General features: G+C 43.0%; 24 protein-coding genes, 3 tRNA genes and 2 rRNA genes. 12 read left to right on the forward strand and 17 right to left on the reverse strand.

Annotation, left to right across the window (positions count from 1 at the left end; translation table 11 throughout):
• The 5 genes from QXF67_02665 to QXF67_02685 all read right to left on the reverse strand — a co-directional run.
• On the reverse strand, positions 1–269 hold a 269-nt coding region (locus QXF67_02665; protein MEM3060415.1), incomplete at its 3' end, for a hypothetical protein.
• A gap of 84 nt (positions 270–353) precedes the next feature.
• Entirely contained in the window at positions 354–665 is a 312-nt protein-coding gene (locus QXF67_02670) for a hypothetical protein (GenBank protein MEM3060416.1), read from the reverse strand.
• Between the two features lie 172 nt (positions 666–837).
• Positions 838–1329 (reverse strand): hypothetical protein, encoded by a 492-nt coding sequence (locus QXF67_02675; protein ID MEM3060417.1) that lies wholly within the window; start codon positions 1327–1329, stop codon positions 838–840.
• Positions 1330–1492: 163 nt separating this feature from the next.
• A 16S ribosomal RNA gene (locus QXF67_02680) occupies positions 1493–2987 on the reverse strand.
• A 457-nt stretch (positions 2988–3444) separates the two neighbouring features.
• A tRNA-Met gene (locus QXF67_02685) sits at positions 3445–3590 on the reverse strand.
• 706 nt (positions 3591–4296) lie between these two features.
• Between QXF67_02685 and purH the strand changes: the two genes are divergently transcribed.
• Genes purH through QXF67_02705 form a run of 4 tightly spaced genes read left to right on the forward strand, consistent with a single transcriptional unit; the run spans position 4297 to position 8409 of the window.
• Positions 4297–5847, forward strand: coding sequence for a bifunctional phosphoribosylaminoimidazolecarboxamide formyltransferase/IMP cyclohydrolase (purH, locus tag QXF67_02690; GenBank protein MEM3060418.1), 1551 nt, complete (start codon positions 4297–4299; stop codon positions 5845–5847).
• Between the two features lie 30 nt (positions 5848–5877).
• Complete coding sequence (gene amrS, locus QXF67_02695) at positions 5878–6885, forward strand: AmmeMemoRadiSam system radical SAM enzyme (protein MEM3060419.1); 1008 nt, start codon at positions 5878–5880, stop codon at positions 6883–6885.
• Positions 6886–6911: 26 nt separating this feature from the next.
• Positions 6912–8060 (forward strand): hypothetical protein, encoded by a 1149-nt coding sequence (locus QXF67_02700; GenBank protein ID MEM3060420.1) that lies wholly within the window; start codon positions 6912–6914, stop codon positions 8058–8060.
• Between the two features lie 28 nt (positions 8061–8088).
• Positions 8089–8409 carry a zinc ribbon domain-containing protein gene (locus QXF67_02705; GenBank protein ID MEM3060421.1) on the forward strand — a complete coding sequence of 107 codons (321 nt, stop codon included), beginning with the start codon at positions 8089–8091 and terminating at the stop codon, positions 8407–8409.
• 2 nt (positions 8410–8411) lie between these two features.
• Here the strand turns inward: QXF67_02705 and QXF67_02710 are convergent, their stop codons facing one another.
• Positions 8412–8609, reverse strand: a complete 198-nt coding sequence (locus tag QXF67_02710; GenBank protein MEM3060422.1) for a hypothetical protein — start codon at positions 8607–8609, stop codon at positions 8412–8414.
• A 54-nt stretch (positions 8610–8663) separates the two neighbouring features.
• Between QXF67_02710 and QXF67_02715 the strand changes: the two genes are divergently transcribed.
• Both QXF67_02715 and QXF67_02720 read left to right on the forward strand, forming a co-directional pair.
• On the forward strand, positions 8664–8981 hold the full coding sequence (locus QXF67_02715) for a DUF424 family protein (protein ID MEM3060423.1): 318 nt from the start codon (positions 8664–8666) through the stop codon (positions 8979–8981).
• A gap of 81 nt (positions 8982–9062) precedes the next feature.
• Entirely contained in the window at positions 9063–9467 is a 405-nt protein-coding gene (locus tag QXF67_02720; protein MEM3060424.1) for an ACT domain-containing protein, read from the forward strand.
• A gap of 24 nt (positions 9468–9491) precedes the next feature.
• Here the strand turns inward: QXF67_02720 and QXF67_02725 are convergent, their stop codons facing one another.
• The 10 genes from QXF67_02725 to glyS form a co-directional block, all read right to left on the reverse strand.
• On the reverse strand, positions 9492–10520 hold the full coding sequence (locus QXF67_02725) for an NFACT family protein (protein MEM3060425.1): 1029 nt from the start codon (positions 10518–10520) through the stop codon (positions 9492–9494).
• Between the two features lie 8 nt (positions 10521–10528).
• Complete coding sequence (gene infB / locus QXF67_02730; protein MEM3060426.1) at positions 10529–12268, reverse strand: translation initiation factor IF-2; 1740 nt, start codon at positions 12266–12268, stop codon at positions 10529–10531.
• Complete coding sequence (locus tag QXF67_02735) at positions 12262–12786, reverse strand: deoxyuridine 5'-triphosphate nucleotidohydrolase (protein ID MEM3060427.1); 525 nt, start codon at positions 12784–12786, stop codon at positions 12262–12264. Before QXF67_02735 ends, infB begins: the two co-directional genes overlap by 7 nt.
• Positions 12787–12909: 123 nt before the next feature.
• On the reverse strand, positions 12910–13392 hold the full coding sequence (gene ndk, locus QXF67_02740) for a nucleoside-diphosphate kinase (protein MEM3060428.1): 483 nt from the start codon (positions 13390–13392) through the stop codon (positions 12910–12912).
• Between the two features lie 22 nt (positions 13393–13414).
• Positions 13415–13585 carry a hypothetical protein gene (locus tag QXF67_02745; GenBank protein MEM3060429.1) on the reverse strand — a complete coding sequence of 57 codons (171 nt, stop codon included), beginning with the start codon at positions 13583–13585 and terminating at the stop codon, positions 13415–13417.
• A gap of 5 nt (positions 13586–13590) precedes the next feature.
• Positions 13591–13806 carry a 30S ribosomal protein S28e gene (locus QXF67_02750; protein MEM3060430.1) on the reverse strand — a complete coding sequence of 72 codons (216 nt, stop codon included), beginning with the start codon at positions 13804–13806 and terminating at the stop codon, positions 13591–13593.
• Positions 13807–13845: 39 nt separating this feature from the next.
• Positions 13846–14340: a 50S ribosomal protein L7Ae gene (rpl7ae, locus tag QXF67_02755; GenBank protein MEM3060431.1), complete on the reverse strand. Its 495-nt coding sequence runs from the start codon at positions 14338–14340 to the stop codon at positions 13846–13848.
• Positions 14341–14444: 104 nt separating this feature from the next.
• Positions 14445–14828 carry a hypothetical protein gene (locus QXF67_02760; protein MEM3060432.1) on the reverse strand — a complete coding sequence of 128 codons (384 nt, stop codon included), beginning with the start codon at positions 14826–14828 and terminating at the stop codon, positions 14445–14447.
• Positions 14829–14862: 34 nt separating this feature from the next.
• Positions 14863–15216: a hypothetical protein gene (locus QXF67_02765; GenBank protein ID MEM3060433.1), complete on the reverse strand. Its 354-nt coding sequence runs from the start codon at positions 15214–15216 to the stop codon at positions 14863–14865.
• A gap of 418 nt (positions 15217–15634) precedes the next feature.
• On the reverse strand, positions 15635–17161 hold the full coding sequence (gene glyS, locus QXF67_02770; protein ID MEM3060434.1) for a glycine--tRNA ligase: 1527 nt from the start codon (positions 17159–17161) through the stop codon (positions 15635–15637).
• Positions 17162–17223: 62 nt separating this feature from the next.
• On the opposite strand from glyS, the gene QXF67_02775 reads away from it, so the two are divergent.
• The 5 genes from QXF67_02775 to QXF67_02795 all read left to right on the forward strand — a co-directional run bounded on the left by QXF67_02775 (position 17224) and on the right by QXF67_02795 (position 19793).
• The gene (locus tag QXF67_02775; GenBank protein MEM3060435.1) at positions 17224–18015 is read left to right on the forward strand and encodes a hypothetical protein; all 792 of its coding nucleotides are present in this window, start codon (positions 17224–17226) and stop codon (positions 18013–18015) included.
• 168 nt (positions 18016–18183) lie between these two features.
• Positions 18184–18822 (forward strand): metallophosphoesterase, encoded by a 639-nt coding sequence (locus tag QXF67_02780; protein MEM3060436.1) that lies wholly within the window; start codon positions 18184–18186, stop codon positions 18820–18822.
• Positions 18823–19230, forward strand: a complete 408-nt coding sequence (locus tag QXF67_02785; protein MEM3060437.1) for a GNAT family N-acetyltransferase — start codon at positions 18823–18825, stop codon at positions 19228–19230.
• Positions 19231–19273: 43 nt separating this feature from the next.
• Positions 19274–19346, forward strand: a tRNA-Pro gene (locus QXF67_02790).
• Between the two features lie 305 nt (positions 19347–19651).
• Positions 19652–19793: transfer RNA gene (locus QXF67_02795), tRNA-Ala, on the forward strand.
• A gap of 233 nt (positions 19794–20026) precedes the next feature.
• Here QXF67_02795 and QXF67_02800 read toward each other — a convergent pair.
• Positions 20027–20680 carry a hypothetical protein gene (locus QXF67_02800; protein ID MEM3060438.1) on the reverse strand — a complete coding sequence of 218 codons (654 nt, stop codon included), beginning with the start codon at positions 20678–20680 and terminating at the stop codon, positions 20027–20029.
• Between the two features lie 402 nt (positions 20681–21082).
• On the opposite strand from QXF67_02800, the gene QXF67_02805 reads away from it, so the two are divergent.
• A 23S ribosomal RNA gene (locus QXF67_02805) occupies positions 21083–23999 on the forward strand.
• Positions 24000–24179: the final 180 nt, after the last annotated feature.

Raw genomic sequence — 24179 nt, forward strand, 5'->3', positions numbered from 1 at the left:
CTCATCTCCAACTGAGGACGTTGAAGCGGCGGTAAAGTCCCAAAAGGAAGACGCCCGTCTGTGGTTTGGGGCTCCTGTTGGTTTTCCTTCTTTTGTTGCTTATCTGTTTGCGTGTTTGCTTCTCCTAAACGAGAGAGTTTCGGAGTTATTCTCTTGAAGAAGCTTCCATTAAGGCCAATGGCAAGGCCAACGCTGACCTGTCTATATGGACCAAGGACTTGTTTATTTGTTGTTTGCTCTTTTTCTTCTACTTTTTTCGACATATTCATATTTCAACACCTCGTTTATTATTTGGTTTAGGACATATCAGGTTAGAGCCAAAAGCAGGATTTTCAAGCCTTTGGCTCTTTTTTTCAGATACGTAGATGGGGGAGTAGGATTTCTGATGCAATGCCAAGCTGTTCGGCTTTTTCAAGAGCTCGAGAAATTGAAGTTCGTGAAACCCCAAAAATAGTTGCAAGCTCCCGAATTGTGTAGTAATCCGAGTATGCAACTCTAACTAGCTCGCGCATCTTCTCAGAACTAAATATGGACGGTCTTCCTCTCCGCCCAGAAGAAGATCTAAAACCGTTTTTCAAAACTTCTTGTTCAACTTTATTAATCTCAAAAGTGGAATTCTTTTTAGAATTAGATTTGTTTGTAGTTGCGACGCTATTCTTTCTCATAACCCAGGTGGCCCCACCACCCTTTCTCTGGGAGAACATACCACCGTTTTTGTCGGATGCCAAAACACCCGCCGTTCATCTTTTTTTCACCCCGTATTCAATTTTGTCTTGCTATTATGGACATTCTTATTAATAAAGGTTTGTCACAAAATTCTCTTCAAGTTTTTTCTTTTTAAGTAGGAGGTCGAGAATGAGGATGCCCAAAGAATTTTAGATGCCCCTTTACAAACTCAAAGAAGTTTTTGGTGTCGAGAACAACAAGGTGTTTTCCGGTTCGCTTTACCTTAAACCCAAGTCTTAGTAGAATCATCTCATCCTCTAAATCGGCTTTGCTAAAAAAGATAGCTATGCTATTTTTGAAACCTCCGCAACCATCGAATAACCCTGCAAGGTAGTTTGCACTAAACTCGTTTTTGTGCATAAATCTCTTTAGCCTCTCTTCGAGAATCGAATCAAAAAAAGCTCTATATGCCGAATGATAAAAAAATACTTTTTTTCCTTTGACCTGGATTTTATTCGGCTGTGCAATACCGAGTTTTATGGCCTGACTTGCGAAGATTTCGCAAATCTCACGATTGCCACTAATACCTATGCCCTCTGCTGTTCGTCTTGCTTTCCAAAGCCCTATAAGGTAGGATAGTGCTGGAGTAAGCGAGAACTTCATAATCCAAGCTTTTGCTTGAAGTTCTTTTAAATGAATTCGAAAACTGAAAATTACGCAAACGAACATGTAACTTAACTTGCTAAAAATTCTGGCGCTTCAAGATATTGCAAAAAGGCAAAAGACGCTTTTTGTCCCCTTCTTTCTTTTTCCAATTTTTAATTATTGGAGGTGATCTATCCGCAGGTTCCCCTACGGATACCTTGTTACGACTTAGCCCCCCTCGCGGCGAATTGGCTCGAACATGCCAAAGCAACACGTCCTCACCAAGACTCCGTTTGGGTGACTTGACGGGCGGTGTGTGCAAGGAGCGGGGACGTATTCACCGCTCGATGGTGACAAGCGATTACTAGGGATTCCAGCTTCATGGGGGCGAGTTCCAGCCCCCAATCCGAACTTAGGCCAAGTTTGTGGGATTTGCTTCTCCTTTCGGAGTTGCTGCCCATTGTCTTGGCCATTGTAAGCCACGTGTAGCCCAAGGAAATTCAGACCATACTGACCTATCGTCGCCCTCTCCTTCCTCCTACTTAACGCAGGCAGTCTGCACAGAGTGCGTCTGTCCAATAGGACAAACTAGCAACAGTGCACGAGGGTCTCGCTCGTTTCCAGACTTAACTGGACAGTTCATACCACGAGCTGACGATGGCCATGCAGTACCTCTCGGCTTGTCGGGCAAGATCTTCAGTCTGGCCGTCATTCTGCCGTCTTTCCTGGTAATATTCCCGGCGTTGTATCCAATTGAACCGCAGCTTCCACCCCTTGTGGTGCTCCCCCGCCAATTCCTTTAAGTTTAAATCTTGCGATCGTACTCCCCAGGTGGCAGACTTAAGACCTACGCTACAGCACTGCGCCAGCTCTAAGCTGACGCAACACCATAGTCTGCATCATTTACTGCTAGGGCTACTCGGGTATCTAATCCGATTTGTTCTCCTAGCCTTCGTTCCTCACTGTCAGACGTGTTTTGGTGCGACGCCTACGCCACTGTGAGTCCTTACAGGATTATTGGATTTTACCCCTACCCCGTAAGTACTTCGCACCTCCCCCACTCTCAAGCCTGTCAGTATTCACTGCACTTCTTGACGTTAGGCGCCAAGATTTCACAGTGAACTTAACAGGCCAGCTACGAACTCTTTAGACCCAATATTCGTGGGCACCACTTGTGCTGCCGGTATTACCGCGGCGGCTGGCACTGGTCTTACCCAGCACTTATTCTACAAGCTTTTTAGGCTTGTCAAAAGACGAAGAACTAAGTTCTCCGCCACTCAGAGTTCCCCTGTCACGCTTTCGCGCATTGCAGAGGTTTCGCGCCTGCTGCATCCCGTAGGACTAGAGCCCTTGTCTCAGTGCTCTTCTCGGGGCTCCGACTCCCATCGCCCCTACTGATTATCGGCTTGGTGAGCCGTTACCTCACCAACTACCTAATCAGCCGCAGTCTCATCCCTGCGCGGACGCGCTCCAATTCACGCGCCTTTGAGCCATCAAGCATTCCAGCATAGATGGCCTATTGCGGTTTACCCTCAGTTTCCCGAGGATATCCGCATCGCAGGGGCAGATTGACTACGTGTTACTGAGCCGTACGCCGTCCTCAAAGGTTTGAGGGCAGACTTGCATGGCTTAGTCGAACTCTGATAGCAGTGCCCGCCAGCAGGATCAACTGGAGTTGCGAATTTAATTCGCATTTGTCCAAACCCAAAGGATCTGGCAAGGGTTCAAGCGTTTGCTTTGCCTTTTTTTGCATCTTGAAGCGCAAGTCAAATCCGGAAAAGATGCCCGGATTTCCATCAGTTTTTGTTTAAAAAATAGAAAAAAACTGGCGGTGAATTATGTTACTTCTTCTTTATAAATTTATCGCAAAAAAGAAAGAACTCGCTTTCTGGCCTGCGGCTTCCTGTAACTTGCTTTTTGATTCGCGTTGGAGCTTTATTTATAATTTATAATAACTCAATATATGAGCCTTAAGCTTAATATATTAGCCTTAAGCCTAATATTTCAGCTGGCGATTTTGATTTTTATGACTAGAGACATAATGTAAAGTTTGTGTGCCGCCACTTGGCATCTGATTTTATATACAGCAGACAAAAGCAGGCGGATGCCTGTAGCCGTTACAAAAAATAAAAATGCCAAGGGCGAGATTTGAACTCGCGACTTCCAGATTTCACTGATTAGAAAATTGCCATTATAGCTCATCGCCAAAAACGGCTCATTACTCACTATCCTCTGTCATTTATGAGTCTGGCACTCTAACCAGGCTGAGTTACCTTGGCCTAATGTCTAGTTTTAGACGCAACAAATAAAAATAAATAATACTCCGGACGCATTATGCATTGTTGAATTTCAGGCGCTAATTTAAATAAAAAAATTAAGTATCTGTTTTATTGCTTAATCTAATCAAACTTAATCGCTTTTTGTGGTTAAGGCTAATTGAGGTTCTTTCCTCTGCGGGGGTTTTGCATATTCCAATATGAAAATTATAAAAGATAATAAAGATAACTTCGTCGATGGTATTGTTAATTCACCACCACGTTAAAAGGTTTAGATTCCATCAAAAATGGTTATCCTCATCCTCTGCCTATTTTATTAAAATTGATTGACTCTATGGAAAAAGTAAACAAAGATGAGAGTATTCCTAGATTAACTATGATAAAAATGAGATTATGAAGAATTATAGAAAGTATAGAAAGGATTATAGAAAAGAAAGAAAAAGATGCTTTGAGGATATCGAACCTTTCTAGCAGATATGTGGAGGTATTATTAGATAATGGAAATGTGGAGGCCTGGCTAACAATTTATGAGTACGATGGCAAAAGGAGCTGGAAGAGCAAAGTTCTCTGCTGCATTAATTCTTTTAAAAAATAAATTCACATCTGACGAAGTTAAGAAAATAGTTCAATTATACTAACACCCCTAAATGCAACAATGCGTGCTCCAGCCGGCTTATTTAAAAATTGATGCGATAACAATATAATAAACGTGCAAACGATAAAGCGCGCTCTCATTTCCGTCTATGACAAGCGAAACCTGGCTTATCTATCAGGAGAACTCAACGCCCTTGGAGTAGAGATAATTTCAACTGGCAAAACTGCAAAAAAAATACGCGAATTAGGGGTTCCGGTAAAGGAAGTTTCATCATTTACTGGCTTTCCTGAAATGCTTGGTGGGCGGATAAAAACACTCCACCCCAAAATTCATGCAGCAATACTTTTTAGGCGTGGGAACAAGCAAGATGAAGAAGAGATAAAGAAGTTCTCATTTTCTCCAATAGATATGGTAGTTGTAAACCTATATCCTTTTGTAGAGATAGCTGGCCGGGAAAGTTCAACAGAAGCAGAGATAATTGAGAGTATAGATATTGGAGGTCCAACACTGATACGTTCAGCAGCAAAGAATTTTGAACATGTGGTAGTAGTCGTGGATCCTGACGACTATGAGGCAGTTATTACGGAAATGAAGGAGAAGCAATGCACAGTCTCTTTTGAAACACGTAGAAGGCTTATGGCAAAGGCGTTCACGCGAACAGCAAGATATGACTGGAATATAGCAAAATTCTTTTCGCAAAAAAAAGAGGACTTTCCTCAATTTTTAAAGATGAGGTACGAGCGCTCATACAACCTCCGCTATGGTGAAAACCCACATCAGAAAGCAACAGCATATACAAGATGGGGAGAGATTTCTATATTCGACGCAAAGATATATGCTGGCAAGACAATGTCATTTAACAACTTTCTTGATGCTGATGCGGCTCTTGGACTCATTCGCGAATTTAAAGACGATATCGCAACAATAATAATAAAACATACCAATCCCTGCGGCGGCGCAATTGGAAAAACTCTTGTTGAATCTTACAAAAAGGCGTTTCAGTCTGACCCAGGAAGCGCTTTTGGTTCGGTAGTTGCATTTTCAAGGCCTGTTGACCTGGAAACAGCAAAGGAGATAGGTAACCGATTCGTAGATGTTATCCTTGCTCCCGGCTATGATGACGATGCACTTCTTGTTCTAAAACAAAAAAATAACAGAAGGATTTTAGATATAACAAATCTTCTCTACGAACCTGCTCCAAGGCTTGTAGCAAGAAATGTCTGGGGAGGCATTCTTTATCAGGAATACGACAATATAATTTATGATGAATCTGCCCTTCGCTTCGTGACTAAAAGGAAACCAACCAAATACGAACTTGCGGCAATGAAATTTGCTACAAAGTTTGTGAAGCATACTAAATCAAATGCGATCGTCTTTTCAACCGATACCCAACTTACAGGGGTTGGTGCAGGCCAGATGAGCAGGATAGATGCATGTAAGATAGCAATCCAAAAGGCCCGCAGGGATGGGTTTGACCTTTCAAAGTCAGTAATGGCAAGCGACGCATTCATTCCTTTTCCAGACGTTATAGACGAAATTGCAAAGGAAGAGGTAAAGGCAGTCATCCAACCCGGTGGCTCAATAAAAGACAAAGAGATAGTTTCTGCTTGTGATTCTTATGGGATAGCGATGGCTTTTACCGGCGTGCGGCATTTTAGGCATTAATTTTTATACAACAAAAACTACTTTTGTTTTATGAAAGAAGCAATGCTCTATGAGCAGATGGAAAAAGGGCTCGTCCGCTGTAATCTCTGTAGAAGAAGGTGTACCATAGGCCCGGGCGGTGTTGGTTTTTGTCGTGTTCGTAAAAATGATGGTGGAAAACTCTACACGCTAAATTATGGAAAATGTTGTGCATACAACAACGAACCGATAGAAAAGAAACCCTTCTATCATTTTCTTCCGGGCACGTACTCATTCTCATTTGCAGCCGTTGGCTGTAATTTTAGATGCCTTCATTGCCAAAATTGGGACATTGCCCAGCCAACAGAAATTTTTGGAAACGACATTAGCCCTGAACAGATTGTCAAAATGGCTGAGAAGTATGGCTCAAAAAGCATCGCATACACGTACACAGAACCAACAATATTTTTTGAATACGCCTCTGACTGCGCAAAAATTGCACACGAGCGTGGAATTGCAAATGTGTTTGTTACAAACGGTTATATGAGCCCTGAGGCAATCTCGATGATGGAATACGTCGATGCGGCGCGAGTGGACCTAAAAGCCTTTAATGACAAATTTTATAAGGAAGTTTGCGGCAACGCCAGCCTCGATGGCGTCCTTGACTCAATAAAATTACTGCACAAGAAGATACATGTTGAACTGATTGTCCTTCTGATTCCTACTCTAAACGACTCGCCAGATGAACTTCGTCAGATGGCTCAGTGGATAAAACAGATAGACCGAAGGATACCCGTTCATTTTACAGCTTATTACCCAGCAAACAAGATGACAATTCCTCCAACCCCACTTAGCACCTTACAAAACGCAAGAAGGATAGCGATTGAAGAAGGACTTTTATATGCATATACAGGAAACATACCTGGAGATGAGGGGGAGAATACATGCTGCCCACGATGTGGGAGAGTAGCAATAAGACGGTTTGGCTTTAGTGTTCTTGAGCTAAATATAGATAAGGAAGGGAGATGCAGTAATTGTCTAAATCCACTTAGTATAGTTACAAAGATTACAAGGGTTTAAATCTTTTCTTTTGGTAATTTCTAAATATGAAACGCTTCTTGACAAGCGCATTTGTCTTTTTTCTTATTTTGGTAAGCTTCCAGTTTGCTTATACTATTTCAGGTAAAATAAAGGGAGGGATGGGAGCATCTCCAGTTGCGCTTGCCGGTACAACGGCTGAACTTTGGAACGGTAAGTATCTAATATCAAAAACCACAGCAGACTCTTTTGGGCAGTACTCTCTCTCAGCTGATGAGGGGGAGTATCTCATATTTTTTAAGAGAGATGGCTACCCGGACCACGTATATTCGGTTTCGCTTTTGTCAGACAAAAATCTCGATCTTTTTATGCAGAAAAGTGCGGTCTTTCTGTATGGGCAAGTAATGCATCCTACAAGCTTGAAGGGAAAAGAGATAGCTCTATATAAAGACGGAGTTATCTTTTCAAAAACAAGGCTTCAGGACGATGGAGAGTATGCTTTTGTTTCTCTAATGCCAGGCAAGTACAATATCTCGGTTGATCTTGGGGACTACAAAAAGAAAATTGAAGTGACTCTTGCTGAAAAAACGTCACTTAGACTTGACTTTAGCCTTGATAAAAAGAGTGTGGACATCGAACCTTCAGCAGGGCAGTACTTGACGGCACCTCAGGGGATAATGTTTGTGCTTCCCGAGAAAGTCAAGAAGGGCGAAATGATTACGGGCACCCTGTTTTCGAATTCCTCCCCACTGGGAGGTGCACGAATAGAAATTCTGACTCCGTCTTATGAGAGGATAGTAAGAACTACGGACTATAAAGGTGAAGTAAGGGTAGTTGCACTAGAAAACGGCATCTATAGGTTCTTTTATCTTGATACGCCGTATCTAGTTTTTGCAGAAGATGAGGATGAGGGGTGGGAACAGCCACAGTCTGAGATAGCGGAACCTTTGCCTCCTAAAGAAGTCGGTAGCTCGGCAGAGATGGAGCAAAAAAAGACAGAGTTCCCCCAGACCATACTTCTTTTTATCGGAGGGTTTATTGTCATAGTCACTTTTCTCATAGTAGCTCTGCTTTATCTTGTAAAAAAAAGGAAATTGGCATCTTCGAATGTAGGTGGGGGTAGCGAGAAGGCTTCAACGCCGCCCGAAATTGCTACTGGACGGGTTGAGCAAGTTAGAGAGGAACAAAGGCCTCTGCACTCGAAGAAAAAAAAGTAAAAAAGTAGACAAGCTAAACGTGATATGGTTGGGCATACTTGAACTTCTTCTTGGACAAAAAAAGAAAGGGATACCTCTCGTCTGCCAAAACTGTAAGGAGAAGATAGACTCAAGTTTGGAAAGATGTCCGCGCTGTGGCGTGCATCTATCTTCAATGTTTAGAATAAAGTGTCCTCGATGTGGTGAGCCAAATGAACTTGATGCAAAGAAATGTAAGAAGTGTGGTTATAGCTTTGAAGCACCGCCTTCTCCACCTATTACAAGTGTAAGGTATACGTGTCCTAGATGCGGATATGTGGCAGACTATTATATGCTGTCATGTCCAGCTTGTGGAGTGAGGTTTGTTTAGAGTTATTTCACTATTCGTTCTATTTCTTTTGCAGTCTTTTTAAAGAGTCCTTCGGGGTCTGTGCTGTTTACTTTTCTTATAACATAGCGTGATGGCTGCCCTGCAACAAGAGAGCGACCCTTCTGCTCCAAAATTTTGGTTTCTTCCATTAGCCTATCAAAAAATTCTGCCTCTTGCATAGGTTTGTTTGCTTTCTGCATAGATAACGCTTCTTGCGCATGTCTATTTATTTATTTGCATGAGAAATTTTTGGTATGCTGCTAAAAATTCATGTTGTAGGAGGAAAGAAGGTTGTTGCTGTCTGCGACTCTGAGCTGGTTGGTAAGAAATTTGTTGAGGGCCACATCTCTCTTGATTTGGAACGGTGCCGCTCATTTTACGATGGAGAAAAAATCTCTGATACTCAAAGGATAGTTTTTGCAATAAAGGAGGCGCAATCTGCAAATCTTGTAGGACACCGTTGCGTTGAAGTCGCAAAAAAAGCAGGATTAATAACTGATGATGATGTGTTTTTTATATCCGGAGTGCCGCATGTGATTTTGTACAATCTTTCCGTTATTGCCAAAAAATGAGACGAAAAGTTTCAGAAATACAAGAATTGTTAAACATAAAAATTAAAATTGTATCTAGGGAAACTAATTCTGGGGAGGGGGATGAAACATATTGTTATTGTTGTTGATGACAGACCGGGCGTACTTGCGGACATATCCTATTTGCTTGGAAAGTCAAAAATCAACATGGAAAATGTGAGTGTTGAAGTAGTAGGTGGAAAGGGGATAATTCATATTTTCTTGAAGGATGACACAAAAGCCCGAAAGATACTTACTATAAATGGGTATAATGTGATATCTCCAGAGCACATTGTTCTTAGACTTGAAAACAAGCCGGGAGAATGGGCAAAGGCTGCCGGTCTTTTGAAAAAAGAGAAGATAAACATCCTAAACGTTCAGCTTCTTACAAAAGGGAGAACTCATCATATTTACTCTTTGATAACTGACAACAACAAGAAAGCGGAAAAGGTACTTTCATCTTATCTTTGGCTTGAGGATGTGCCCTGATGCGTTGGGTTTGACCAATAAAACTTAAATTTCGAGGTAGGCTTTTTTCTCGCCTCTTGCCCTTGCCTCTTCTATCTTCTTCTCTGCAGAATCAAAATTTTCGTAGATGGCTTTTGCGAATGCAGAATTTTTCGCTATTTCTTTCTCAAGCTTTCGCACTTCTTCTTCTTGCACTTCGATTCGCCGCGATAACTTTTTTATTTGTTCTTCAAGTTCTTCTTCTTTTTTATCTTTCTCTTGTAAGATTGCAATATAATATTCATCGGCTGCTTCGGAGAGCGTTTCTGTTTCTCTTCTTTCAAACTTGCCCTCGAGGATAGACAGTTTTGCAGCAGAAAATTGGATAGGTGTGTTTTGTGTATCGAGGTATATTGCGGGATCGTCTTCGGCTCTAATTAAACTGATGTTTTGCAACAGCCTCATAAGTCTGCTTTCATCAATGGTGGATGCATCTTCTCTTTCTTCGATACCCGAGCGAGCAAGGACCTCTCGTATATATAAAGTTCCTAGAGGTATCTTTGAAAAATTAGCGATTGCATATTTTTTTTCGACTTCCATTTTTAGTTCTTCAAGTGTTGGGTTTGGAGAAACGTGAGTTGTCGGTGGGAGGGTGTATTTTCTGCCAGGCAGAAGCTCGCGCTCGTTCCATATTCTCTGCTCAAACGCCCTTATTATAGTTTGGTTCTCATCAATTAGTATAAGGTTTCCTTGTCCAAACATTTCCAGAATTAAATGATAGTTTCCTTCCTTTCCAGAAATTGTAAATTCAACTATTCGGTCATTTCTGATTTGTTGTATGGACTCCACTTTACGGCCTCGCAACCTTGAACGAAGAAGCATAACTAAGTTTGACGGCTGTGGTGACGTTTTAGGTATGTACTTTGTCTCATGAAGGCGAAGGCCAAGGGTGCAAACAATATCTGCCTTACCAATTCTAAGGCGGAAAGTCTTGTCACCAGTTTGGTATATGTTATCAAGGCGACAGCCACATAGATGATGGAGCTCAGAGCATATCCTTGCATACTCCAGATTCTCCATTTGGCGTGCAATCATAAAGAGCATTAGAGATATTTTCCTTTTAATATTGATATTATTTCACTTAAGATGGCAGAATCCGAACGAGGTAGAATATCCTTCACCTTCAAGAGCTTATTCTGGGCTTCGTCATTGAGGTGCGTATAGAGAATATCGCCTTCTCTGATTTCCTTCCCAACTTCAGTTCCATCAACAGATATTGCAACTTGCTCTCCTGCCTCTGCAGAATTCACGTCTTGTCTATCCTTTTCGATGCCCCCAACTTCGCCAATCCGTCTTCCTGCACTATCCATAAGGACTGCTCGCCTCACAAGCTTTCCTCCGAGTACTTCGATACCGAATATCGCTGGACTACTTTTTCTAAATATATATCCTGGAAGTATTTTCAGCTTTGCAGGATAAATGGCCTCTTGGAGAATTCTTTGGCGCTCCTTTTGTTTTACTTTTTCAACCCATTTTTTATAATTTTCAACAAGAGAATAAATCACATTGTCCAACATAATTTCAACCCCGGACCCGTCGCTCTCGTCCTTGACCCCAAAACCTAAAACAACACCAAGAAGTGGGTCGTAAAATGCTGATGCTTTTGCAAGCATTGCGTCTTTTTTTGTAATGTTGCCAACGCCTGCCTTTTTTACGGCAATTCCTTCATTTGAGATTATTTTTAAGAGCGCCTCGAGGGAGCCAAGAGTGTCTGCTTTGACTACTATTCCGGCAGAGTCATTCTCGAAAAGTATCCTTTTCACTTGGGATGAAATTCTCTCTTGTGCAATTTCTTGCTCTTCTGGAGTATTTGCAACGACAAGAGGAGAACCAGGAATTGCGTCTTCAAGTCCACTTGCAAATATTTTTATTCCACAGGCTGCTCTAACCTCATTTGGGTATTCATATTTTTCGGCTTGGTTTGTGTGTTGGCTTTTTGGCTTGATTATTGCCCTCACGCTTGTCTTTGCGCAACCTTGAGTTGTTCCAAATAGAATCGTGTCGTTTTTGCGTAAAATGCCTCTGTAGAGAATAACGTCGATTGTTGTTCCCAACCCACGTTCCTCTCCGACTTCTAGGATGCTTCCTTCGCCCTTTTCTTCATTACCAATAGAGAGCTCACGCTCCAAGAACTTCTGTGAAAGCCCTGAAAGAAGGAGAAGTAACTCTAAGATTCCTTCCTCAGTCTTTGAGGATATAGGCACTATTACGACTGTTTTTGTAAAATCGGTGACTCTATCAAAGCGCTCGGAATTTATCCCAAACTCAGATATCTGACTGATTATTTTATAAAGCTTCTCATCTAGTTGGGCGATTGTTCGGTCAGTTTGTTCTCGAAGACTATCTGCGATACATCTTCCAGCGCGAGGTATCCAGCCATTTAATGTATCCACCTTGGTTGCTGCAACTAAAAAAGGTGTTTTGTATTGTGAGAGTATTTTTATGCTTTCAATGGTTTGTGGTTGCACGCCTTCGTTTATATCAACAACAAGTATGGCAATATCCGCAATGCTTCCCCCTCTTTCCCTCAGGTTGGTGAATGCTTCATGGCCAGGAGTGTCTATAAATAGAAGACCTGGGATTTTGATTTCTATATTCATCCTTTCTAAAGCAGGCCCGCAAATATCTTTTATTGTGGTTATTGAGACCTCGCTTGCGCCAATATGTTGTGTGATTGCTCCGGCTTCCTTTTTTTGGATGGAAGTCCTTCTTATTGAGTCGAGTAAGCTTGTTTTTCCATGGTCAACATGACCAAGAACGCAAACGATTGGTTGTCTTAACATTTTGCACCAACGCCTTTGCCTTTGGCTCTGTTTTCTTTCATATAGACTCCTTGGTATCCTTGTTCGGCGCTTTTCTCAAGTTTTAGAAGGATCAGTTGCACCAATCTTGCATTTTTCTCAAGCCAAATCCCATTTTCATTTGCTACTACAAGAAGAGATTCGCTTCTTCCCTCATAACCCGGATCCCAAACCGCGCAATGAATAAATGCTCCGCATCTAAGAAGACTTGAACGTGGAAATGCAAGGCCTATGCAACCGGTTGGAATTTTTATATATTCGTTATATACTATTTTGTAACATCCTTTATTCAGTTTGAGCTTTTCCTTTTTTGAGAAAGCTACTTTCTCTGTTGGAGCAAGGCGTCTGTTTTTATTCCAAAAGTCAATTACACCTGAGCCCTTAAATTTATACACGTCCCTGAGGCTCAAATCGATGCCTCCAGGCTGAAATTGAATTGCATCTAGATAATCACTTGCGATTCCGCTCTTTGAAATTGTCTTTCCGAGGATAACCGCCATCTTTTCACCCAACTTTTCGCCTGAGTTTGTTTTTTGTTGCTACGAAACTTGCTTCATTTGCAACTTTGCGTTTGAAAAACGTATCTTTGGAAGAATGATTGATTGGTAAAATTCTTTGGATTCTTATTTTTTGCTTTCTTCTTGTAGATAGTCAGCCAAGCCAATTTCCCTTGCCGTTAAGTAGTTGTGTAGCTCGTCCTTTCTGAAGAATTTTTTAATTTCCGTTTCCGCAGTTTTGGGTGAATCAGACGCGTGGATTATATTGCACTGTATTGATAGCGAGAAATCGCCACGTATGGTTCCGGGTGCAGCGTTTCTTGGGTTTGTCGGCCCGCACATTTCTCTAACCACCCTCACGCATTCCTTGCCCTCAAGAACTGCAACGATGACGGGTGCAGATTTCATGAACTTCTTTATGCTTGAAAAAAAGGGTTTGTTTTTCAAGTGCGCATAATGCTCATCCAAAAGAGAGTCTTCAAGGCGCATCATTTTCATTGCGATAATCTTTAGTCCTCGTCTCTCAAATCTTCTGATGACTTCTCCAACAAACCCTCCAATCAGGCAGTCCGGTTTAAGGATGATAAGTGTCTGCTCGTTTTCTTCCATCTAAACCCCCTAGGTCTTTGAATTATTTCTTTTTCTTCTTTGCACGTGTCCATTTTAGTCGTCTTCCAATGCGTCCCATCTGCCAGCTTCTAAATTCTTTTCTGTTCAAAAAATAAAGTACGGTGCCATCTTTTTTTACGTACATGAGGCCGGTCCCTTTTGGAATCTCCTTTCCAGAAAAGCTTGAGCGCATCTTTTCTACCTCGCTTTAATCTCTTTTGCCTCTCGTTCGGTTTCAAGCAGTAGAATTATGTCTCCTACTTTTACTGGTCCTTTAACGTTTCTCCTAATAACGCGTCCCTTATCTTTTCCAGATAATACTTTACACATGACTTGGTTAACTTCTCCGTGAATGCCTGTTCGACCGCGTATCTGTACTATTTCTACAGGTATTGGCTCAGAACCTTCAGACATAATCATACACCACTATTTGTTTGTTTTAGTTTGTCGGTTTCAAGACGGTGCTGCTGGTGAGTCTTCCTTCTTTTTTGGTTTTTTGGGTTTTTTGGGTTTTTTTGCTTCGGCTTGTGGCTGTTCTTCGACCGGCTTTTGCTCTTCTTTTTTCTCTTCAGACTTCTTTTTTGGAAGTAATGGGTCGAGAGCTTCTCGTATATCTCGGACAATCTCTGAAGACTGACCTTCCTGTTCAATAGCAACACAGGAGCAGGGTACATCAAGGCCTGCGGCACTGCCAAGCTCCTTCTTTGTCGGAAGATAGCAGTAATAGACTCCTTTCTCTTCGCAGAGGAGTGGGATGTGAAGGACTATTTCCTCCGGATCTACATCCTCTGCCATGACAACAAGGGATGGATTAGACGCTTCTATGCTTTTTGTAACCTCGTTGATTCCCTTTCTAATTCTTCCGCTCTCCTTTGCAACTGAAACGGCTTGTTTTATTTTATCCAAAATGGTTTTTGGGGTTTCAAACTTGACGTAATTTTTTCCCATACGACCTTTCACCTCACCGCTGTCTAGATGGCGGCATCATTGGCCTTATTTGTAAGAATAAGTGCCCGGTTTATCTTCTTTTTGTCAGGCCTTCCTTTAAAAGCTTATTTATATATCTTTGCCAGAATTGCGCCTCCGATTGCAGAGAGGATAGGAGATATAATTAGACTTGCAAAAAATATGGCAACCCCACTAAAAAGCGGGTTGAATCTGAGTCCAAGAGCTGGAAAAAGGAAAAGAGGATAGATTATGCCAGCTAAAAATCCTCCAAGTATGCCAGCAACAAAACCTCCCATGGCTCCAATAACTGCGCCGTCTTTTGTTGATATTGGTCCACCATATTGAAACCGCAGTGCACTTGAGGATACTGCTCCTCCAATTATGTAAGGAATAAAGCAACAGACGCTTCCAGCGATTCCGCCGCTAAGTCCGCCTAAAACAACAGAAATGCCTCGTTGTACATTGTCACCGGCTTCAATTATGTGCATAAAAAATCAACCTTTGCTAAAGAATCTGGAGATTTTATAGATTTATTTTTATAAATTCACCCTCCCCTTTTGCAATCTTGTATGCATCAGCTATTATTGCAACAGCGAACCCGACTAATAATAAAAAAACAACAAAAGGAATGCAACATAGAGCCCCAATTCCAAGTAAAGGGGATGCCACACTGACAAGTGAGTAGATAATTGCCCCTATAACTAGAGCGAGTAGATAAATTATGTTTAGGACAATTCCACGTTTTATTCTTCTGATATAAATGTGCCCCAGGGCAGGGAACAAACCAAAAAGAAGAAACCCAACGATGCCAATAAAAAGTGTAACTGTCGGGTCGTGGGGAGTAGCCCCCCTTTCTGTTGTTTTTGTCTTATTCATCTTAGCATCTTTTGATTTCAATAGTTATATAAACGTTTTGGGGACCTTTAAGATAAGTTGTTGAGGTTTTGTGGTTTGTAGCTGGAGCGTTTCCGCAAGCTTAGTCTTTTTTTTGATGAGACTTTGAGTATAAGATAGTGCAAGATAGTGCATGAGTTCTTGAGGAGGAAATGTTCGGATGCGAAGCGGATGTTGCGAGTTGTTGTTTGACTTTAGCTTGGACAGACGTTGGGGGTGTGTTTTGCTCTATGTTTGTTGGGTTGATTTGTTAAGTTATGTTAGATATTTGTCAAGTTCGAATCGTTTTCGGGAGCAGGCTCTATGATTTTTTTCTAATATGGTTGAATTTTCTAAGGATTAGACCACATAAGCTATTGATAACGCTTCCAGAATCCGAACATTTAGATGACTGCAATTTTTACAGGGTTACTCTTCCTTCTTTTATGTTTCGGATTATGGTGCTGTAGACTTCTCCAACTTTTATGCGCTCCTGCTTACCATCGTTTCTGTAACGTATAGTCACTGTATCGTCTTTGAGAGTGTCATAATCTATTGTAAGACAATAGGGGATGCCTATCTCATCTGCTCGAGCATATCTACGTCCTATTGAACCGCTCTCAGTATATATAACGTCCAATCCTTCTGCTCTTAAATTTCCAAGAAGGTCAAGTGCTTTCTCACTAAGGCCGTCTCTCCTCATAAGCGGATAAACTGCGCATGAGTAAGGAGCAATGACTGGGGGAAAATCAAACCACGCCCAATCTTTTTTGTTTCCTTTTTCTCTGAAGGTGTGTTCGAGTATGCACCAGAATAATCTGTCAAGCCCCATTGAAGGTTCAACTACATGTGGGATTATCTTCCGTTCGTTTTCCTTTCCTTCTTTTGCTTCGTTTGGATTGTTGTGGTTTACATAAACGCGAAGATCAACTCCGCTTTTTGAAGAATGAGACGATAGGTCGAAGTCGGTCCGATAGGCATTGCCAATAGTTTCTATGACTCCAAAAGAGGTTTCGATTTCCAGATCAAAATTCCCGGCTGAATAATGGGGTGTGTCCTTTTTTCCCATTTTCTTAAAATAAAATTTCTCGTACGGAATGCCAAGAGATGTATAAAATTGCGTTTGCCTGACCATAAAATATGCCATTATCTCGTTCGGGATTATTCCTTTTCTTACAGCTTCGGCTGCCGACATCTTTTGGATTCTGTCGCTTCCGGCAACCATTATTCTTATCTGTTCAGTCTCGACTTGAGAAAATTTCTCTATTGTTGGGCTTCGCGGGTCAAAAAAGTACTCAAGTTCCATCTGTGTAAATTCCCTGAGGCGCAAGATACCCTTGCGGGGAGAGATTTCGTTTCTGAAACTTTTTCCTATCTGACCGACACAGATTGGAAGCTTTGTTCCATGGTTCCTGAAAATTCTTGAGAAGTCCAGGAATATTCCCTGGGCGGTTTCTGGTCTGAAGTATCCTGTATTTCCTTCCACTGGACCTATGTTCGTCTTGAACATCAAGTTAAACCAACCCTTGCTTTCAAACTCCCCTCCGCAGGCTGGACAGGCGATTCCTTCCTTCTTTAGCAGAGGTAATAGCTCTTCGGGTGAATTCCAGCCTGACGCTTCGAGCTTCTTTTGATCGAGGAACTCGTCGGCTTTGAATTCGGATGAACAGGCCTTGCATCTGATTAGAGGATCAACAAAATTCTTTGCGTGCCCTGAGGCTTCAAGCACAACTGAAGGCAATACTGTAGAAGTTTCTATCTCAAAAAAACCCTCGCTTTTTATGAAAAATTTTCTGAAATAGTCCTCTATCTTCTTTTTCATCAGGCAACCTACAGGTCCGTAGTCATAAAAACCACTGATTGATCCGTAGATTTCGAATGAGGGAATCAAAAAAGAACGTTGGAGCGCTATTTCCATTAGCCGTTCATACAATTTCTGGTGCTTCATCGCAAATTATTAATTGTGTATATATTTTATATCTTGCCTTGCATTAACTTATAGGGCAAATTATGATTGAAAGAGAGAAATACCTAGAAATGGCACGCATGTCTATGAAGGAGAAGATTTCTTCCCCTGATCTCCTTATTTCCCAAACCGTTGCAACTATAAGCGAACTTGACAGATGCATAAATGTTTTGTATGAGAAATTGGCTGAATGGTACGGACTGTATTTTCCAGAGTTAAAGCTGTCAGATATGCGCACATACTGCCAGGTAGTCATTAAGTTTGACAGAAAAAAGCAAAACGTCGCTTCTATTCTATCTGTTGTTGGTGAGAAGAACGCAGAAGTAGTAGTCTCTAAAGCCAAGACCTCTGCCGGTGCAGATTTCTCTGATGATGATTTGGAAGAAGTGCGCAAGCTTGCAAGGCACGTTCTTGAGCTTTATGAGTTGCGTGATGAGATTGAAAAGTATCAGGCTTCTCTTGCAAGGAAATTCTATCCAAACTTATCTTACTTGCTTGAGCCGGCTCTTGCCGCGAAGATGGTATCTCTTGCAGGCTCACTTAGGAAGCTTGCTCTTCTTCCTGCAAGTACGATTCAGGTTATGGGTGCAACAAAAGCTTTATTTAAGCATCTAAAAACTGGTTCAAAACCACCAAAGCACGGGGTCATCTTTCAGCATCCTTCAATATCAGGAGCGCCAAGAAAGCTTCGCGGAAAAATCGCGCGCGCCCTTGCATCAAAGATAGCCATAGCCGCAAGGGCGGATGCATTCACTGGAGCGCAAATAGGGAAAAAATTAAAGGAGGAGTTTGAAAGGCGAGTTGGTGAGATAAGAGGAGGGAGCAGACGAGAATGAAATTCCTTGCACTTTCTGATCTTCATGCAAGCGAAGAGGCGCTTGATCGCCTTGGTGAGATAAGAGGAGGGAGCAGACGAGAATGAAATTCCTTGCACTTTCTGATCTTCATGCAAGCGAAGAGGCGCTTGATCGCCTTGGTGAGATAAGAGGAGGGAGCAGACGAGAATGAAATTCCTTGCACTTTCTGATCTTCATGCAAGCGAAGAGGCGCTTGATCGCCTCCGCGTAATAATGATGAGAGAAAACGACTATGACTGGATATTCATAGTTGGCGATATTACCACTAATGGCCCTGTTAGCTACGCCGAAGACCTTCTTGATATACTGCGAGAAAAAGGGCTTTTTGTACATGGAAATATGGATCCGTTTCCTGTTCAAAAGTTGATCGAGCAGAAAGGTGCATCAGTTCATGGAAAAAAAATAAATATCGGCGAATGGAACGTTGTTGGGTTGGGCGGCTCGAATCCTACTCCCTTTGGGACTCCTTGTGAATATTCTGAGGAGGCAATAGAAAAGTGTATATCTGATTCTAATATGGATGAATATTCTATATTTCTATCTCATCCGCCTCCATTTGGGCTCTTTGACACTGTTGGTGTCGGAGTTCATGTGGGAAGCGTATCTGTTCGCAAAGCCATAGAAGACAAGAAGCCTATTCTCTGCATATGTGGGCATATACACGAGCATCAGGGAAAAGTTCTTCACAAGGAAACGACGGTAGTAAAGCTTGGAAGCGGAGAGAAACTAAATGCGGCTGAGATAACAATCAAAGATGAAATTAAAGTCAGTTTTATAAAGATTTAAATGGGGAGAATACGGATTTTTCGGGTTTTGGATGAAGAAGACTTCTGCGATATCTATCCAGTTGTTAAGGCTATTTTTCCTAGCAGCCAAATACGGTTTTCAGACAAGGACGTCTATTTCTATGCAAGAGTTAAAAAAGAGGTTGTCGGGTTTTCGCATGTCTTTGATAAGGGCGGTGGCACTTATGTGCTACAGGGGATAGGGGTTCTTCCAAAATTCCGCAACAGAGGGATAGGAGGCAAGTTGGCAGATAAAGCCATAAAATTTTGTGAACAGAAAGGAGCACTGCGTATATTGCTAAGAGTAAGATGCACAAACCCTGCTGTGCTACTCTATTTAAAAAAAGGTTTTTATCTAAAAAAAGAGTCATTCGGTTCATATACGCTTGAAAGACGAAAACCCTCATAAACCGATGCTTGCGAGGGAATAGTGGATTTAAGAAACTTTGAAAGGGGCTGTGTGCTAACTTGGTATGCTTCCAGGTTTGGGACCTGGCGGTCTGAGTTCAAATCTCAGCAGCCCCATTCTAAGAACACCCTTTAGAAGTACTCTTTGCTTTCTTTCTTGTGGTATCTAAGACGAGAAAAGTATTTCGCTTCTTAGTTTGCGCGAATTTTAGCTGTTGTTTTTTCTTTGTGACGGCTTGGCTTTCGAGTATTAATCGAGTTTAGTCTCATTTGCTTTATAATATTGGGGGTAGTCTTCGTGGCATGTTGGTTTTTTAAGTTATTTAGCTACTTTTTATTTTAGCCGATTTTTATAAACTCTCCTATATTATAAATATAAAATAGTAGCACTGTGGATGAGGGATAAATAGAAACTTTGCGATGGGCTCGTGGCGCAGTGGTAGCGCGCGTGCTTTGCATTTCTGAAAGAGAAATTGATGAGGAACAAAAAAGCACGAGGCCGTGGGTTCAAAAATGGAAGGGAAAGAGCTTGCTTTCTTCCTTTTGAAATTCCCACCGAGTCCATCTTTAAGCACAACAGCGTGCCCATGTTTGCTCCTGCTCTGCCACACAGCTTGATCTTCTTGCGAACTTGCTTTTGCATTACAACTTATTAATCAGAGTCGACTTATGGGCTTTCGTCTGCATTACAACTTATTAATTAGCATTGACTTATTAGTTAGTCTTGAAGAACTGGTTTTTAGTTTCTCTCAGTTTCTCGCAAAATAGAAAGGGGGACTGCCTGTTTTTTATTTTGATTATCTTGAATCTAATTCTTCTTCCATATGGGGTGGCGAGGCAAACTCTACGTGGAGAGGTATTTTTAGTATCTTGGTTGCGATTAGTTTGAGAACTTCAGCTGCAACTAATGCGTGCTTGTCCGTACTGGAATTTGTTGATATGACTAAATAGCCGTTGCTTTTCTCCGAGTTTAGATATTTGCCAACGGAGCTATCGTAGAGCACATATTGCAGAACATAGAACTTCTTGTTTGGTTTTGAAGTGTAGGCAGAGCTTCCATAAAATGAGAATGCAGGAGCGCCTGGGAGATTTCCTGTTTTTTTCGTGTGGTCTTGGCTTGCTGAGGAAAGGAAATTTTTTAGGTACTCAATCAGCCACAGCCGGTGGGCTTTGTTATTAAATAAAGTGGTTGAGAGGTCAAAATAGTTATATCTGTGAAGGAGAATTGGTGGGGTTTGGATTGTCTGGCGGACAAAGCCGTTATTTTTAAAGTAAGGGAGTGTGTCCAATCTTGTGTAATTTGGACTTCCCCTATTTTTGATATAAGACAGTGTTTCGTTCTCTATGAGACATTTTGAATTCTGTATATACTTCGTCAAAGGCTTTTTATGTAACGGTTCCTGCTGGTTTGGAATCTTATCTTGTGTTTTGTTTATATATGCTTTATTCATACTTACATCACCTCTGTTACTTTTGTAGAGTTATAGCGGGCTCCTCCTTCTATCCTCTTCATCAACCGCGACGAAAGTTAGCTTGAAGGGTCGAATTATAGATAAGAGCGTAAATTTGTCTTGCTCTCTGTGTGCCGATTCTCTGAGAATGTGGAAGATTTGGAGGAACATTTATAAATAACTTTGTATTCAAATATGGCTTACCGATTTTCAGGCTGGCACCTGGCCTGAAACATTAGCATCCCAGACAAGGGATTGCGATGGAATTATTACTTGCCTTAGGGTAAGCAATCGCATTTTTGACGCTAAGGGCGGCGGATGAAGAATGCGAGCGCGTCGTGCGGTTGCGCGAGCGCTTTATGAGGATGAAGGGAAAACCGTAAGATTCACAAGAGAGTATGGATATGATATGCTGCTTTAGGCTTGGCAGGGGATAGCTTGGCTTGGGCAATATATCCGCCGTGGCAAGCAGCGAAATGCCCGTGGTAGGCGCAGGCTGCCTGTAATCACGGGGTTGCGGATTTACGCGGGGAATTAAAACATTCTAGTACCCGCAGGAAAAGAAAAAAATTTGATTTGGCTAGTAAGGGCGACTGAACGCCAAACAGGGCGACCCGAATAGTCCGTCGCGAGGCGGAAAAGATGTGGGACCGCAAAATCTCTCTCTGTGGAGAAGAAACCTCTGGAAAGTGGTGCCATAGAGGGTGAAAGCCCCGTATTCGAACCGGAGAGAGACGAGGTAAAAAGAGTAGTGTCCATTGGTGATTGGGCACAAATATGGCAGAATCAACTGCCAACCCTAAATATACCCCAAGACCGATAGCGTACAAGTAGCGCGAGCGAAAGCTGAAAAGGACCCCGGGAGGGGTGTGAAAAGAGCTTGAAACTGTCAAGCCACAGTTTGATGCGGCCAAAAAGCGGTTTATGTCCTTCAAAGCAACTGCTGGAGACGGCAGAAGCGAGAAGGAAGTAGCATGGTTGCATCGTCCTTCTATAAGCAAGGGCCAGGGAGTTTTCCTCAACGGCGAGGCGAAAGCCGGAGCGAAAGCGAGTACTAACGTGCGACAAGTCGTTGGGGAAAGACCCGAAGCCGATGTGAGCTATACGTGGGCAGGGCGAAGCCGGCCTGACGGCTGGTGAAGGCCCGCAACCAGTACTAGTATATTCTGTTTGGGTGACCTGCGTATAGGGGTGATAGTCCAGTCGAACTCGGCAATAGCGGGCTCCTCCTGAAGTATATCTCAGTATAGCGGCGCCGGAGCATGTCATACAGGGTAGAGCACTGATTAGGAGGAATGGGCCCGAGAGGGCTCGCCTTCTTGTCAAACTCCGAATCTGTATGAAGCGTAGATGGTGCTAGTAGGCTTCTCTCGGGTAAGCCGAGAGGACTGTACGGGAACAACCGTTACCGCGGTTAAGGCCCCCAAATCTTGGCTAAGTGCAACTTAAAAGAGTCTCTGCTCAAAAACAGCTGGGAGGTAGGCTTAGAAGCAGCCATCCTTCAAACAACGCGTAATAGCGGACCAGCCGAGAGCGCAGATTCTGAAAATGCTCGGGGCTATAAGCCAAGTGCCGATACCGCGGAGTGGCGCATTATGTAGATGCGCGCAATCTGGTAAGGAGGCGAACCGGTTGGGCAGAAGCGCGGGCGTAAGCTCGCGTGGACCGGCTGGTTATGATAATCCTGGTATTAGTAGCAGCATATCCAGGTGAGAATCCTGGACGCCGGAAGCACGCGGGTTCCTTGGCGATGCTCGTCAGCCAAGGGTAAGGCGATCCTAAGCGTCGCGCTAATCGCAAAGACGCGAAAGGGAAACCGGTTAAGATTCCGGTTCCAGACGGATAGGTGCGGTAACGCGAGGGTGTCTTTCTGACGCTTTGGGGTAGGCTCAGTGGAGGAGACTCCATTTAAGCAGGATAGTTCTCTGGAGTCTAGTTGTTAGGAGAAGGAGAACAAACTGCGAAGGCCACACGGTTGAGCTGACCCCTGGAGCCCGTGAAAAGGAAAGACACAGCGATTCCGTCTGCTCGTACCTAGAACCAGTACAGGTGGTGCTGGCAGAAAAAGCCAAGGCGTGGCAGGAGAACTCTCGTAAGGGAACTTGGCAAATTAGTGGCGTAACTTCGGGATAAGCCATGCCTGCGGTTCTCTAAAAAGGAACTGCAGGTCTCAGTGACAAGGGGAGACCGACTGTTTACCAAAAACACAGGTCATCGCTGAGCCGAAAGGCTGAGTACAATGGCCGATGCCTGCTCACTACTGGTACGTCAAACTCCGGTCCAACGGAGCGAAGCGCCAGCAAAGAGCGGGGGTAACTCTGACCCTCTTAAGGTAGCGTAATACCTCGCCGCTTAATTGGTGGCTTGCATGAAGGGCATAACGAGTCTCCCACTGTCCCTACGAGGGACCTGGTGAACTTACTACTCTGTGAATATGCAGAGGACTTCCAGGGGGAAACGAAGACCCCGTGGAGCTTTACTATAGCCTGTTGTTGGAATGCGGTGATGGTCGCGGAGCGTAAATGGGAGCCGTTAAGCCGTACCTTTTGGGGTGCGGATAGGCGCCGTTGTAACACCATTCGGCTGTTATTGCATTTCTTACCGGAAGGGACAGCGACAGGTGGATAGTTTGGCTGGGGCGGTACATCCTCGATAAGGAAACAAGGATGCCCAATGTTCGGCTTAGGTGCGTCAGAAATGCACCGTTAAGGGACAAGGACAAATGCCGGACTGACTGTATCCCTAAAAGCATCGGATGCAGAGGCGAAAGCCGGGCCTAACGAACCTTGGTATCCCTTTTGATGAGGGTCCAAGCTGTCAGACAAGCTACCCCGGGGGTAACAGGCTCGTCGCGGGCGAGAGACGCCTATCTTTAAGTTTTTAAAAAAGAAGGTAGGTGCTCAAATACCCATCGACCCCGCGGTTTGGTACATCGCTGTCGGCCTAGGTCATCCTGGCGGTGCAGGAGCCGCCAATGGTTGGGTTGTTCATCCATTAAAGACCTACACGAGCTGGGTTCAGAACGTCGCGAGACAGTTCGGTAGTATCTCCTGGGAGTGCAAATCCGCCTGAGAGGAAGAACCCTTAAGTACGAGAGGAACTTGGGTTCGAAGCCTCTGGTGTACCGGTTGTGAAAAGCAGATGCCGGGCAGCTACGCTTTATGGGATAAGACCTGAAAGCATCTAAGGTCGAAGCTCATCTCAAAACGAGGCGGTTTGGCGGTCGTAGCAGACGACTTTGATAGGAGGGAGGTGTAAGAGCCAAGCGCAAGCGAGGCTTTCAGCCTGCCCCTTACTAAAAGCCAGATGTATATCATATCCATTCCCTCTTCTGGAGCTTGCGGTTTTCTCAAAATCCTTAAAAACACTTTTTTCTGAAGTTCTGGTGCTTGAATGTGTTTAGACTGGCTCTTTCTTGCGCTATCTAACTTCTAATCTTTGCTTTCTATAGTTGTTGCTGCCTATAGGGTAATAATATTGCCACAATATTGAAAACGAA

The organism is Candidatus Anstonellales archaeon (genome assembly GCA_038869735.1).
Classification (GTDB): domain Archaea; phylum Micrarchaeota; class Micrarchaeia; order Anstonellales; family CG1-02-47-40; genus JAWCQO01.